The sequence below is a fragment of the Flavobacterium coralii genome (genome assembly GCF_019891545.1).
GTDB lineage: Bacteria > Bacteroidota > Bacteroidia > Flavobacteriales > Flavobacteriaceae > Flavobacterium > Flavobacterium coralii.
In genome coordinates, this window is the sequence record NZ_JAHDIU010000008.1 from 39,695 (window position 1) to 52,992 (window position 13,298).

Consider the following 13,298-nt stretch of genomic DNA (forward strand, 5'->3'; position numbering starts at 1 on the left):
TAACAGCAGCATCTATTCTAAAATTCCATAATGAAAAAAATCACACTTCTTTTTAAAAACATTACCGCACTTGCCATGCTTTTAAGCAGTAGCTTTGCAATGGCACAGAGCACCGGCGTTACATTTATGGCGAATATGAACTACCAGATAGAGCAGGGCAACTTTAACCCGGCAACACAATCGGTAGATATTGCCGGGAGCTTTAATAACTGGGGCGCAACTGTTACCCCGCTTTCAGATACTGATAATGATGGTATTTATACTACCGTAGTATCACTTCCAATAGGTACAACCATACAGTTTAAAACCCGTATTAACGCTCAATGGAATGGTACCGAAGAATTTGCCGGTGGCGGCCCGAACCGTAACTATACCGTTATGCCAAATGGCGTTGTGCAATACTGGTATAATGATGAATTTCCTCCCAATGCACTTGATGCAAGGATAACAGCATCTGCCTATGTGGTACAGCCCGCACAGGAAGTACAGTTTTACGACAATTCTAACGGTAACCCTGTAGCGTGGAGCTGGACTTTTACAGGTGGTATTCCCGAAACATCTGAAGCGCAAAATCCAATAGTATCTTATACGGCGGCGGGAAGCTATGCCGTTACCCTTACTATTACTAACGCTGATGGCGAAAGCATGACCCGCACCTTCAACAACTACATCCGTGTAGATGATATGCAGACCCACTGGTGGAACGACCGTGTTTTCTATGAAGTATTTGTACGAAGCTTTAAAGACAGCAACGGAGATGGCAAGGGCGACCTGCAAGGGCTTATAGACAAGCTGGACTACCTGAACGACGGTAATCCTGAAACTACAACTGATCTTGGGATAACAGGCATCTGGCTAATGCCGATACAAAAATCGCCGTCCTATCATGGTTATGATGTTACCGATTATATGGCTGTAGAAGAAGATTATGGCAACAACCCACTTTTCCAGCAGTTTATGACTGAAGCGCACAACAGGGGCATTAAAGTAATTATTGACCTTGTTATGAACCACACCTCTAACGAGCATCCGTGGTTTGTGGCATCGCAAATGCCGGGTTCTGATAAGCGTGACTGGTATATTTGGGAAGATACCAACCCCGGCACACCGGGCCCGTTTGAGGGTAACCCGTGGCACAACTTTAACGGCGACTTTTACTATGGCGCTTTTTGGAGTGGCATGCCCGACCTGAATTTTTATAACGAAGAAGTACACGAGGCGTTTGAAGAGATAACCGAGTTCTGGCTCAATGATATGGGCGTTGACGGTTTCAGGCTGGATGCTGTTAAGTTTCTCCATGAAAATGATACTGCAGTTCAAAACACTCCCGAAACACTTGCTTACTGGCAGGAGTTCAGGGCTTACTATAAATCGGTAAAGCCTGATGCATTTGCCGTGGGCGAAGCATGGGATTTAACCAGCATAGCAAACCAGTATGTAAATAACAACGGGCTTGATTATGTTTTTGAATTTGAAACGGCAGACGCCATGCTTAATGCATTGAATAGCGGTAACGCTGCTGATTTAAAAGAACAGCTTGTTGAAAATATGCAGAGCTACCCGTTCCTGCAATTCGGCACAATGCTTACCAACCATGATACCGACAGGGTTATGAGCGTGCTTGGCAATGATGTTGCCAAGGCTAAGGCGGCAGCTACATTATACCTTACCCTGCCCGGCATACCCTATATTTATTATGGCGAAGAAATTGGGATGACAGGCGTTAAGCCTGACCCGCAGCTAAGAACACCCATGCAGTGGACGGGTGTTGGCGGCGCAGGTTTTACAACAGGCGCACCGTGGCATGCTATAAATACAGACTATACAGTTAAAAATGTGGCAGCCCAGCAGGCCAATACAGGTTCGCTTTGGCACCATTACCGCAAGCTCATAGAAGTAAGGAACCAGGAAGAAACACTAAGGCGCGGAACTTACCTGCCTGTTACCGCTTCATCTGATGCAGTGTTCGCCTTTATCAGGCAGCATAACGGCCAGAATATATTAGTAGCAGTTAATACTGGCGGCTCTCAGCAGGATGTTGCGCTTGCCATACCACAGGCAGGTTTAGAGCCGGGCAACCACATGATGTATGAACTGCTTGACGGTTCTGCTATGGAGATGACTGCGGGGTTTTCGGGCGGATTTGAGTCACTGGATATAGTATTACCTGCAAGAGGTTACAAAATTTATAAAATTGATAATGCCCTTAGTATTGCGCAGCCACAAACAGCAAGGGCATTGTTATACCCTAACCCGGCAAAAGGCAGTTTCAGCCTTACTATATCTTCAGAAAAGGTTGAACTGTATAATACCAAAGGCCAGCTCATAACAACTTACAAAGGTGCAGCAGCACATAACAGCTACAGTACCGAAGGACTGGCTAAAGGTATCTATATGGTAAAAGTAAAAACAACAACCGGACAAAGTACTTTAAAACTGGTTATAGAATAACAATACTGCAACGCAGCAAAAAGCTCCCCTATGTGGGAGCTTTTTTGTTATTTATATCTTAAAGAGAGGTAATCAACCTTCCGCAGTTTTTAATTTTACATTTTTAAAATGTAAGCGGATATGAAAAGAATAATGATATTAATAGCTGTTGCGATGCTAACAGCTATGTGTGGTACGGTTAACAAAGGTAATGGCACTGCTCCTGAAAAAAGGCCGGATGTGCAGTACAGGGATGATTTTAAATCGGCTGGTGAAGCTGAAAAAGATAAGCTGCTGAGAGACTTTAAAGCGGAAGGCAGCAATTACAGCGTGCTGATATTTACCCAAAACTACAAAGGGCAAAAAATAAAAGTAAGCAATACCAACAAAAGGCTGTTTAATGAATATGTAGTATCTAACCTTAAAACAGGTATTGCAGGCAAGCTGCGCATCGATAACCGTTATGATACTACACTATATGATAATTACGACAAAACTTCTACGGTAATTGAAGCCAAAGAGGCGCAGAAACATAAATTCATATATGTGATGAAAAACCCAGGCAACAAAAACCCTTTTACCATTACCTATAGTAATACACTGAGACCGTTGGAGTAGCCTTTTTATTCAGAATCATCCACATACTTGCCATATTCAGGTTTTGCAATGGTATCAAAATCAGCCGCAAGTCTCTCAAGCCCTTCTGCAAGCGCCTTACCTTCCATGTGCATTCCGTGTCCGGTTACGGCACAGGCAGGTTTTAGGCTGTTCAGCATTCTTACCGATTCCCCGGCTGCAACCCAATCGGTAGTAAGATACCTTGGTGGTCCCTGTACCTCTTCTTTCTGCACAATAACTTTATAAAGTGAGCTTTGCTTTACGGTTACAAAAGCATCACCGGCTATAAGGCACCTGTCACTTTCCCTGAACAATGATATATGTCCGGGAGAATGTCCCGGAGTATGCAACCATCTCCAGCCCAGTAAACGGGGTACTGTACCACCATGTGGCAGCGGCAGCAGTACAGGGGTGATATCTATAGGTTCGTGCGGGTAAATAAACGATGATTTAGCAATAAGTCCTCCGCCTTCTACAAAAGGGTCGGGCTTAGGATATGCTTTTTTACCGGTAAGAAAAGGAAACTCTTCAGGATGCGCATAAACAGAAATATCACCCCACGTTTCAAGCAGGTGCACGATAGCGCCAACATGGTCAAAATGCCCATGAGTAAGAATGATAGCCTCGGGGTGGGAGCCTTTACCAAACCGTTCTTCGGCAGCTTTAATAATATTTTTACCCGAGCCAGGCATACCCGCATCTATCAGAACCCAGCTTGCAGAGCCCGGTAGCCCTACAAATATAACATTCACAATCTGGTCAGTATAATAATATACATCAGGTGCAGCTTCGCGCCCTTTTCCGGAAGCTATTGATGTTACAGGTATAATGTGGCTGTCTTTGCTTTGATGCATTTCTTTATCTTTGTCCATAATTCTATTACTTTTTTACTAAGCTATTGATAAAGCAGTTTTTGCGCATTACATCATTGTACAGGAAAATTATACTCGACAAAATACTACGCAAAAAAACAGCAAACAGAATATTTTTTCTACACGTTTGAAATTCTGATAAATAATTGTACTTTTGCACTCCCTTTATTGGGGACGGAATGTTTAATTAAAATTATTTATTGTGAACACATTAAGCTACAAGACAATTTCAGCCAATAAGGCAACCGCTGATAAACAGTGGATTGTTGTTGATGCTGAAGGTCATAATTTGGGCCGTTTTGCTTCTAAAGTTGCGATGCTTTTGAGGGGCAAATACAAGCCGAATTATACCCCGCACGTGGACTGTGGCGATAACGTAATTGTTATCAACGCAGACAAAATTAACCTTACCGGTAACAAGCTGGAGGATAAAACATACATCCGCCACACTGGCTACCCAGGAGGACAAAGGACTTTAACTGCTAAAAACGTAATGGCTAAAAACCCTGCAATTTTAGTAGAGAAAGCTGTGAAAGGTATGCTGCCTAAAAACAAACTTGGCGCAGAGCTTTTCCGCAATTTAAATGTATATGTAGGGCCTGACCACAAGCACGCTGCTCAGACTCCTAAAACCGTTAACTTAAACGACTTAAAGTAATGGCAACTATCCACAAAATCGGCAGGAGGAAAACTGCTGTTGCCCGTGTTTACCTGACAGAAGGTTCAGGAAAAATTACGGTAAACAAAAGAGAATTTGAAACCTATTTCCCAACTGCTACCCTACAGTATAAAGTTAAGCAGGCGTTAGAAATGACTAACAACACTGAAAACTTTGACGTTAAGGTAAATGTTTACGGAGGCGGTATTACAGGCCAGGCAGAAGCCGTGCGTATGGCTATTGCCCGCGCAATGTGCGAAGCTGATGCTGAAAACAGGAGCATCCTTAAGCCTGAAGGACTGTTAACAAGGGATCCTCGTATGGTTGAGCGTAAGAAATTCGGCCAGAAGAAAGCCCGTAAGAGATTCCAGTTCTCTAAACGTTAATATTCTTATTGTTGCCTTGTTTGCAGGGCAGCATGGTTCATTAAAATTATTGTATTTAAAAACTCAAGTTGTTGTTGCTTCGCCGAGGCGAAGGTTAGTTTAGCATCTAAATGGGCAGGGCCTTATATTATAAGCCACCTGTGCATTGCTTACTCAACAGAACGTAAACTATTACAAAAATGGCAAATAAAGTAGATGTAAAAGAATTACTGGAAGCCGGTGTTCACTTTGGGCACATGACCAGGAAATGGGATCCTAACATGGCTCCTTATATATACATGGAGCGTAATGGCATACACATTATAAACCTGTATAAAACCGCAGCTAAAATAGAAGAGGCTAACGAAGCCCTTAAAAAAATTGCTGCATCGGGAAGGAAAGTCCTTTTCGTAGCTACAAAAAAACAAGCTAAAGACATTGTTGCCGAAAAAGCAAGCGCCGCAAATATGCCTTACATTACAGAAAGGTGGCCGGGCGGTATGCTTACTAACTTTGTTACTATCCGTAAAGCTGTTAAGAAAATGGCTTCTATAGATAAAATGAAGAAAGACGGTACATTTAACACGCTTTCTAAAAAAGAGCGCCTTCAGGTTGACCGCCTTCGTGCTAAGCTTGAGAAAAACCTTGGCTCTATTGCCGATATGACAAGGCTTCCTGCCGCGTTATTCGTAGTAGACATCAAGGCAGAACACATCGCAGTAAAAGAAGCTCAGAAATTAAACATTCCGGTTTTTGCAATGGTAGATACCAACTCTGACCCACGTGAGGTTGATTATGTTATCCCTGCAAATGATGACGCTTCTAAGTCTATAGACAAAATTTTATCTTTAGTAACAGGTGCTATTACCGAAGGCCTTTCTGACAGGAAATCTGACAAAGAAGACCTGCCTGCAGGAGAACCGGTTGCCGCACAAACAGCTGCCGAAGCTAACGCTACCGAAGAATAAAACATAACATTACAATAAAGTCGTTATGCAGGCAGATGTTTACTTTTGTATCCATTGCCGGCATTACGGCTTTAATTTTTAACTAATAAACTCTATTCAAAATGGCAAATATTACTGCTGCAGACGTAAATAAACTAAGACAGACTACAGGCGCCGGTATGATGGACTGTAAAAAAGCGCTTGTTGAAGCGGAAGGTGATTTCGATAAAGCTATCGAGATACTTCGTAAAAAAGGACAAAAAGTTGCTGCTAACAGGGCTGACAGGGAATCTTCTGAAGGTGCTGTTATTGCTGCTGTTAATGCTGATAACACTCAGGGTGTGATTATATCGCTTAACTGCGAAACCGACTTTGTTGCTAAAAACGAGTCGTTCACAAAGCTTGCTACAGATCTTGCTGAGCTTGCCCTTAACTACAATACTAAAGAAGAGTTTCTTGCTGCCGATTTTAACGGCCTTAAAGTAGAAGAAAAACTTACTGAGCAGACAGGTGTTATTGGTGAGAAAATAGAAATAGGTTCTTTCGAAACACTTAGCGGTGCTTTTGTAAACTCTTACATACACGCCGGTAACAGGATCGCTACTCTTGTAGCCCTTTCTGCTAACGTAGAAGGCGCTGACGAGGCTGCACGCAACGTTGCTATGCAGGCTGCCGCTATGGCTCCGCTTGCCCTTAACGAAGAAGGTGTGGATGCCGTTACAATTGAAAAAGAAATTGAGATAGCTAAAGACCAGCTTCGTCAGGAAGGCAAGCCAGAGGCTATGCTTGATAACATTGCTAAAGGTAAACTTGGCCGTTTCTTTAAAGATAACACCCTTGTTAACCAGGATTATATTAAAGACAGCAAAGTTAGCGTAAGCGAGTACGTAAAATCAGTTAACGCTGACCTTACCGTAACAGGATTTAAAAGGGTTGCTCTTGCTTAATTAAAGCTATACTGAAATAAATAAGGATCCCGCACCGAAAGGCTGCGGGATTTTTATATTTATCGCCTATACTATTTCATCGAAATTTTAAATATTGTTTAATTTATTGTACAAAATAATTAAACTAATTTTGAAAGAATAAACGCTCATTATGCTGCAGTCCCGCAAAGAAATAATCTACGTAATACTTGCCGGAATTTTTATCACCAATGCTGTCACGGCAGAACTTATTGGTGGTAAAATAATTAATATAGGGCCATATGTGGCGAGCATAGGCATACTGCCGTGGCCAGTAGTTTTCCTGACTACCGACCTTATCAACGAATATTTCGGGCGGGAGGGTGTACGGCGATTATCATTTATTACGGCAGGGCTTATTGCATACTGCTTTGTTATACTGTATGCTGCAATGCAAATACCCGCATCCGAAAGGCTGCCTAATATAACAAATGGGCAGTTTAACGCCGTTTTCGGGCAAAGCCTCTGGATAATTGTGGGCAGTATCACAGCGTTTCTTGTTTCGCAGTTGATAGATATTACCATATTTCATTACTTTAAAAAGCGCACGGGCAAAAAAATGATTTGGCTCCGCACTACAGGCTCTACTGTTATATCACAATTTTTTGATAGCTTTATCGTGTTGGGAATTGCCTTTTACCTTACCGGGAAAATGGACACCCAAACCTATATTTCATCCGGGCTTACGGGATATTTTATAAAGCTGGCTGTAGCCATATTACTAACGCCTGTTATATACCTTGCACATGGGTGGATAGACAAGTACATAGACGTTAAAGAAGAAAACTAATATGCATATATCAGACAAAAAACGCTGTGGCTGGTGTACAGGCAGCGAGCTATACGAAAAATATCATGATGAGGAGTGGGGCCGCCCGGTGTATGATGACGCTACCCTATTCCAGTTCCTGCTGCTGGAAACCTTTCAGGCGGGGCTTAGCTGGATTACTATTTTAAAAAAGAGGGAAAACTTCAGGAAGGCTTTTGATGATTTTGATTATAAAAAAGTAGCCGCTTATGATGATGACAAAATAGCCGAACTACTGAATGATGCAGGTATCATCCGTAATAAACTGAAGGTGTACGGAGCTGTAACCAATGCGCAGGCTTTTATAAAGGTTCAGGAAGAATTCGGCAGTTTCTCCAAATACTTTTGGGGCTTTACTAACGGCAAGCCTGTTGTAAACAACTTTACATCGCTTAAAGAAGTCCCTGCCACTACCCCGCTATCAGATGCTATTAGTAAAGACATGAAAAAGCGCGGCTTTAAGTTTGTAGGCTCAACAGTCATATATGCACACATGCAGGCAACAGGAATGGTTAACGACCATGTTTTGGATTGCTGGACACGCCAATAAATTAGAAATCAGAATTCAGATTTTAGAAGTGAGAGAGTAACTTCTTATATAAATAGGAATTCTGCAGGGGCAGGATTCCTATTTATTCTTATGATAACTTATTCTTTATCTATCAATTCCCATCTTTTATTAGTTTGTAATGAAGCTGGTTTCAATGTTTTTTCTCGTCTCAAAGTTGTAGCAGCCCATCTTATATCATACTGCCAAGTATAAAACAAGTTACCTGAACCTTTTAATTTATTCTCATAATTTGCCCACACAAATTTGCAGACTTCAATAATATTTGCTGCCCCACCATAATACTGCAAAGCTTCGATTAAAATAGGTTTTAGATCTTTTTTAGTCATATAAAAAATATTTTAAACAAATATATCAAATAAAAAAATCCTGCCGGGCAGGATTTTTTTTATTCTAACTTCTAATTTCTGACTTCTGAAATTAGTAACGGTAATACTCCGGCTTAAACGGCCCTTCAACCTCAACGCCAATATAATTAGCCTGGTCGGTGCTTAGGGTTTCAAGTTCCACGCCTAATTTAGCAAGGTGCAGCATGGCAACTTTTTCATCAAGGTGCTTAGGCAGCATATATACTTTGTTCTCATAGTTCTCGCTGTTTTTCCAAAGCTCTATTTGCGCAAGCGTCTGGTTTGTGAACGAGTTACTCATTACAAAGCTTGGGTGGCCTGTGGCACAGCCAAGGTTTACAAGGCGGCCTTCGGCAAGCACTATAACATCTTTACCATTAATTGTATATTTATCTACCTGCGGCTTTATCTCAACTTTGGTTGAACCATAATTTTTGTTTAGCCAAGCCATATCAATTTCGTTATCAAAGTGGCCTATATTACAAACAATGGTTTTGTCTTTCATAGCCTCAAAGTGGCGGCTCACAACAATATCTTTGTTACCTGTAGTGGTTATCACTATATCGGCATTGGCTACAACGGTATCCAGCTTTTTAACCTCATAACCATCCATAGCGGCCTGTAGTGCACATATAGGGTCAATTTCGGTAACGGTAACTATAGAGCCTGCCCCACGGAAAGAAGCAGCAGTACCTTTACCCACATCACCGTAACCGCATACTACTACCCTTTTACCGGCAAGCATAACATCGGTAGCACGGCGAATAGCATCTACAGCACTTTCTTTACAGCCATACTTGTTATCAAATTTAGATTTGGTAACAGAGTCATTAACGTTTATAGCAGGCATAACAAGCGTGCCGTTCTTCATCCTTTCGTAAAGGCGGTGTACACCTGTTGTAGTCTCTTCAGAAAGTCCTTTAATGCCTGCTGCAAGTTCAGGGTAACGGTCAAATACCATATTGGTAAGGTCGCCCCCGTCATCAAGTATCATGTTAAGTGGCTGGCGGTCTTCGCCAAAAAACAGGGTTTGCTCTATACACCAGTCAAACTCCTCCTCGTTCATGCCTTTCCATGCATAAACCGGTATGCCTGCGGCGGCAATGGCAGCAGCGGCATGGTCCTGAGTAGAGAAAATGTTGCATGAGCTCCAGGTAACCTCAGCGCCAAGCGCTACAAGTGTTTCTATAAGCACAGCGGTTTGTATGGTCATGTGCAGGCATCCTGCAATACGGGCACCCTTAAGCGGCTGCTCGTTTTTATATTCTTCGCGCAGTGCCATAAGGCCGGGCATTTCAGCTTCTGCAAGCTCTATCTCCTTACGGCCCCATTCTGCAAGTGAAATATCTTTTACTTTATAAGCCACGTGTGGCACAGTCTTAGTACTCATGAATTTGTATATTTGTGATTAGCAAAAATTTATGCAAATGTAGCGATTTCCCTCTTAAACAACCAGCTTTAAGGTTATTTTAAGCTTTGTTGAGAATTTTAAGAGTTTGAAAACCAAACAAATGTAAAACACATTCAAAATTAGGAAAATGCCTCTTTATACTGCTTATAAAAAAGACGATGGTACACAAGTTTTAGTATGGAAAATTACGGAAACCCTTGAGGAGCTCACCAAAAATGTAGCGCTTAAGCCCGTGTGCAGTAACCGTATTGACGGGATGAAGAGCGAACAACACCGCAAAGGCTTTTTAAGCGTGCGCATGCTGTTGCAGGAAGCCGGCTATACTGACTTTGACATGTTTTATGGCAATGACGGCAAACCCCACCTTACCGATGGTAAAAACATTTCTATAACCCATTCCTATGGATTTTCGGCAATAGCCATTAGCAATAGGAATGTGGGTATTGATATGGAAATGCAGCGCGAAAAAATAATAACCATTGCCAATAAATTCTGCATAACAGAGTTCAGTTATCTCGACCCTATGCACCTGCAGGAATACGTGCGTTACCTCACTGTTATATGGGGTGTTAAGGAAGCCCTTTTTAAAATGATATCGCTGCCCGGCATCAGCTTTAAGAACCACATAGATGTTTTCAGGTTTACCATAGATGATAAACGCGGAAGGGCGCAGGTAACTTTTGACAATATGAACCGTAATTATATTTTCTTTTTTGAAGAACTGGAAGGCTTTACGCTGGTATATAGTTTTGAAGAAGAAATTTTAAGCCACTAAAATTAATGACCGATTTTTTTGACCTTCTTTTCAGCCAGTATCAAAGTTACAGCACAACCAATATTATCTTAGAGGCTATTGCGGTTATATTCGGCATTATCAGCGTCTTCTATTCTAAGCACAACAACATACTTGTTTACCCAACAGGCATTATAAGCACGGCAATTTATGTTTACCTGCTGTACCACTGGGATTTATATGGCGACCTTATCATAAATGCCTATTATTTCGCTATGAGCATATACGGCTGGTACCTGTGGAGCCGTAAAAATAAAGCTGATGAGGATTTACTTAAAATAACTGAAATGACTGCAAAAGATAACTTAAAAAGCATTCAGATATTTATTGTTTCGGTTATATTTGTGTCGGCTGTATATGTTTATTTTGAGAAATTCAGCCATTGGTGGGCTTATGTAGATACTTTTATCACAGGGCTCTTTTTTATAGGGATGTGGCTGCTTGCCAAAAGGAAATTAGAGAACTGGCTTTTTTTAATAGCAGGAGATGTTATTGCCATTCCGCTTTTCTTTTATAAAGGCTATACCCTATCCAGCATATTATATATATTTTTAACCATAGTTGCCATATTTGGTTATATATCATGGAGAAAAAAATTACAAAACAATACACCGGCACTGTCAACATAATAATCTACGCCGATAATCAGCAAAACGCGCAAAACATAGCACAAAGCCTTGCTGCAACTATAGATGCCAACCCAAAGAGGGAGTATGCTTTTAAAAGCTATGATTTTGAAACTGCACTTACCAAAAAAAATAAATTCGCCGAGAACAAGCTTGCCATCATAGCAACGGGAAATACGGCCACAGACACAGTAAAGCAACTTATAAACCGCCTTGAAAGAAAAGGTGCAAATTATATAGTTGCCGAAAGCAGCGAAGATACCTTTGCCGATTATTGCGCAACGCTCCTGAACAATGTTGAAAAAGCATTACAGCTTGGCTTCAGTATCAGCGATTATACACAGATACATGAAAAAGGTATTTGTGTAGAAAAAATAAAAGACCAGATTACTATATTCAGGGATGGCATAACCAAGATAAGCCTTAAGAAGCCTGCAACTATAAATGACGGTATTTTTAAGTTACCTAAAAAATCGGCTGAAGAATATGCCGAATACTTCGACAAGAAAAAAGACAATTATAAGCTCATGAAATTTATACCGGCATCGGGTGCAGCTACCCGCATGTTTAAGTTCCTGAATGAGTTTATGGCCGATTTTAACCCTGAAGAAGATACTTTAAACGCTTATGTAAACCGCAAAAACGACAATGAACTTAACGTTTTTTTAGTGGGGCTTGAAAAATTTGCCTTTTTTAATGATATTGCCGAAGCGGTAAGAAAGGCTTCTGAGTATAACGAATGGAGCAAAAGCACACGCGCTTACAACTTTATTCGTACTATGCTGCAGGACGGGAATTTTGATTTTGCGAACAAGCCGAAAGGCATACTCCCTTTTCACAAGTACGATGATCATGTTGCTACACCGGTATGCGAACATTTTAAGGAAAGCATTGGCTATGCAGTGTCGCAAAATAAAACCAATTTGCATTTCACCATATCTGAAGAACACCTTAACGGTTTTCTTGATGCCGTTAAAGAAGCAAAGGATGCTGTCGGGAAAACTACCGATGCAGAAATAAACTTCAGCTTTTCATACCAGCACAAGAGTACCGATACCCTTGCAGTAGATATGGAGAACAAGCCGTTCAGGGAAGATGATGGCAGCATACTGTTCCGTCCCGGAGGGCATGGTGCACTCATAGAAAACCTGAATGAGCTGGATGCCGATATTGTTTTTATAAAGAATATAGACAATGTTAGCCATAACAATATAGAACTGATATCGCTTTACAAAAAAGCGCTTGCAGGCGGGCTTATAGAGCTTCAGGAGCAGGTGTTTATTTTCCTGGAACGTATAGACGAAGGCGGCATTACCGAAGAAGAAGTAAACGAGATATTTACTTTTGCCAAAGAGCAGCTTTCGCAGCACATACCTTCTGACGTGCATAAATTTACCACTGAAAACAAGGTGGAATATGCACGCCAGTTGCTTAACAGGCCCATACGTGTTTGCGGCATGGTAAAAAACGAAGGCGAACCGGGTGGCGGCCCGTTTTGGGTGGAAGAAGAAAAAGGCAGGCTTTCACTGCAAATTGTAGAAAGCTCACAGATAGACATGGACAACAAAAACCAAAAGCAGATATTCTCGCAGTCCACGCATTTTAACCCTGTAGATTTAGTGTGCGGACTTAAAGACTATAAGGGCAACAAGTTTAACCTCACACAGTATGTAGATAACGCTACTGGGTTTATAGTACAAAAAAACCGCCTGGGCAAAGATGTAAAATCTTACGAACTGCCGGGACTTTGGAATGGCGCTATGGCAGGCTGGATAACGGTTTTTGTGGAAGTACCTCTCGAAACGTTTAACCCTGTTAAAACGGTAAATGATTTATTAAAGCCGGCGCACCAGCCGCAATAGTAATCTATGATTGATGATTTTAGATCAA

Annotated in this window: 14 protein-coding genes; 11 read left to right on the forward strand and 3 right to left on the reverse strand. The window is 41.5% G+C overall.

Annotated elements, in window-relative coordinates; genetic code table 11:
* Positions 1-30 precede the first annotated feature (30 nt).
* Both KJK34_RS11775 and KJK34_RS11780 read left to right on the forward strand, forming a co-directional pair.
* The gene (locus KJK34_RS11775) at positions 31-2,451 is read left to right on the forward strand and encodes an alpha-amylase family glycosyl hydrolase (protein ID WP_223054087.1); all 2,421 of its coding nucleotides are present in this window, start codon (positions 31-33) and stop codon (positions 2,449-2,451) included.
* Between the two features lie 120 nt (positions 2,452-2,571).
* Complete coding sequence (locus KJK34_RS11780; protein WP_223054088.1) at positions 2,572-3,048, forward strand: hypothetical protein; 477 nt, start codon at positions 2,572-2,574, stop codon at positions 3,046-3,048.
* 5 nt (positions 3,049-3,053) lie between these two features.
* Here KJK34_RS11780 and KJK34_RS11785 read toward each other — a convergent pair whose 3' ends face one another.
* Positions 3,054-3,920 (reverse strand): MBL fold metallo-hydrolase, encoded by an 867-nt coding sequence (locus KJK34_RS11785; RefSeq protein ID WP_223054089.1) that lies wholly within the window; start codon positions 3,918-3,920, stop codon positions 3,054-3,056.
* A 202-nt stretch (positions 3,921-4,122) separates the two neighbouring features.
* Between KJK34_RS11785 and rplM the strand changes: the two genes are divergently transcribed.
* The 6 genes from rplM (at position 4,123) to KJK34_RS11815 (ending at position 8,213) form a co-directional block, all read left to right on the forward strand.
* The gene (rplM, locus tag KJK34_RS11790; protein ID WP_223054090.1) at positions 4,123-4,578 is read left to right on the forward strand and encodes a 50S ribosomal protein L13; all 456 of its coding nucleotides are present in this window, start codon (positions 4,123-4,125) and stop codon (positions 4,576-4,578) included.
* Positions 4,578-4,964, forward strand: coding sequence for a 30S ribosomal protein S9 (gene rpsI / locus KJK34_RS11795; protein ID WP_223054091.1), 387 nt, complete (start codon positions 4,578-4,580; stop codon positions 4,962-4,964). The genes rplM and rpsI overlap by 1 nt, the downstream gene beginning before the upstream one ends.
* Positions 4,965-5,143: 179 nt before the next feature.
* Positions 5,144-5,911: a 30S ribosomal protein S2 gene (gene rpsB / locus KJK34_RS11800; protein ID WP_223054092.1), complete on the forward strand. Its 768-nt coding sequence runs from the start codon at positions 5,144-5,146 to the stop codon at positions 5,909-5,911.
* A gap of 101 nt (positions 5,912-6,012) precedes the next feature.
* Complete coding sequence (gene tsf, locus KJK34_RS11805; RefSeq protein WP_223054093.1) at positions 6,013-6,837, forward strand: translation elongation factor Ts; 825 nt, start codon at positions 6,013-6,015, stop codon at positions 6,835-6,837.
* A gap of 151 nt (positions 6,838-6,988) precedes the next feature.
* Positions 6,989-7,645 carry a queuosine precursor transporter gene (locus KJK34_RS11810; RefSeq protein ID WP_223054094.1) on the forward strand — a complete coding sequence of 219 codons (657 nt, stop codon included), beginning with the start codon at positions 6,989-6,991 and terminating at the stop codon, positions 7,643-7,645.
* 1 nt (position 7,646) lies between these two features.
* Positions 7,647-8,213 (forward strand): DNA-3-methyladenine glycosylase I, encoded by a 567-nt coding sequence (locus tag KJK34_RS11815; RefSeq protein ID WP_223054095.1) that lies wholly within the window; start codon positions 7,647-7,649, stop codon positions 8,211-8,213.
* 98 nt (positions 8,214-8,311) lie between these two features.
* Here the strand turns inward: KJK34_RS11815 and KJK34_RS11820 are convergent, their stop codons facing one another.
* Positions 8,312-8,560: a hypothetical protein gene (locus KJK34_RS11820; RefSeq protein WP_223054096.1), complete on the reverse strand. Its 249-nt coding sequence runs from the start codon at positions 8,558-8,560 to the stop codon at positions 8,312-8,314.
* A 91-nt stretch (positions 8,561-8,651) separates the two neighbouring features.
* Positions 8,652-9,968, reverse strand: a complete 1,317-nt coding sequence (ahcY, locus tag KJK34_RS11825; RefSeq protein ID WP_223054097.1) for an adenosylhomocysteinase — start codon at positions 9,966-9,968, stop codon at positions 8,652-8,654.
* 148 nt (positions 9,969-10,116) lie between these two features.
* Here ahcY and KJK34_RS11830 point away from each other — a divergent pair, with 148 nt between their 5' ends.
* From KJK34_RS11830 to KJK34_RS11840, 3 genes are read left to right on the forward strand one after another with little or no spacing between them, the layout of a single operon-like run.
* On the forward strand, positions 10,117-10,764 hold the full coding sequence (locus KJK34_RS11830) for a 4'-phosphopantetheinyl transferase family protein (protein ID WP_223054098.1): 648 nt from the start codon (positions 10,117-10,119) through the stop codon (positions 10,762-10,764).
* A 5-nt stretch (positions 10,765-10,769) separates the two neighbouring features.
* The gene (gene pnuC / locus KJK34_RS11835; protein WP_223054099.1) at positions 10,770-11,411 is read left to right on the forward strand and encodes a nicotinamide riboside transporter PnuC; all 642 of its coding nucleotides are present in this window, start codon (positions 10,770-10,772) and stop codon (positions 11,409-11,411) included.
* Positions 11,366-13,270 (forward strand): DUF4301 family protein, encoded by a 1,905-nt coding sequence (locus KJK34_RS11840; RefSeq protein WP_223054100.1) that lies wholly within the window; start codon positions 11,366-11,368, stop codon positions 13,268-13,270. The genes pnuC and KJK34_RS11840 overlap by 46 nt, the downstream gene beginning before the upstream one ends.
* Positions 13,271-13,298: the final 28 nt, after the last annotated feature.

Excerpts from the sequence above, each read along its gene's own strand:
- KJK34_RS11785 (WP_223054089.1), bottom strand. The coding sequence starts at position 3,920 with ATGGACAAAGATAAAGAAATGCATCAAAGCAAAGACAGCCACATTATA.
- tsf (WP_223054093.1), top strand. The coding sequence starts at position 6,013 with ATGGCAAATATTACTGCTGCAGACGTAAATAAACTAAGACAGACTACA.
- KJK34_RS11820 (WP_223054096.1), bottom strand. The coding sequence starts at position 8,560 with ATGACTAAAAAAGATCTAAAACCTATTTTAATCGAAGCTTTGCAGTAT.
- KJK34_RS11780 (WP_223054088.1), top strand. The coding sequence starts at position 2,572 with ATGAAAAGAATAATGATATTAATAGCTGTTGCGATGCTAACAGCTATG.
- rpsB (WP_223054092.1), top strand. The coding sequence starts at position 5,144 with ATGGCAAATAAAGTAGATGTAAAAGAATTACTGGAAGCCGGTGTTCAC.
- rpsI (WP_223054091.1), top strand. The coding sequence starts at position 4,578 with ATGGCAACTATCCACAAAATCGGCAGGAGGAAAACTGCTGTTGCCCGT.
- KJK34_RS11810 (WP_223054094.1), top strand. The coding sequence starts at position 6,989 with ATGCTGCAGTCCCGCAAAGAAATAATCTACGTAATACTTGCCGGAATT.
- KJK34_RS11815 (WP_223054095.1), top strand. The coding sequence starts at position 7,647 with ATGCATATATCAGACAAAAAACGCTGTGGCTGGTGTACAGGCAGCGAG.
- KJK34_RS11830 (WP_223054098.1), top strand. The coding sequence starts at position 10,117 with ATGCCTCTTTATACTGCTTATAAAAAAGACGATGGTACACAAGTTTTA.
- ahcY (WP_223054097.1), bottom strand. The coding sequence starts at position 9,968 with ATGAGTACTAAGACTGTGCCACACGTGGCTTATAAAGTAAAAGATATT.
- KJK34_RS11775 (WP_223054087.1), top strand. The coding sequence starts at position 31 with ATGAAAAAAATCACACTTCTTTTTAAAAACATTACCGCACTTGCCATG.
- pnuC (WP_223054099.1), top strand. The coding sequence starts at position 10,770 with ATGACCGATTTTTTTGACCTTCTTTTCAGCCAGTATCAAAGTTACAGC.
- KJK34_RS11840 (WP_223054100.1), top strand. The coding sequence starts at position 11,366 with ATGGAGAAAAAAATTACAAAACAATACACCGGCACTGTCAACATAATA.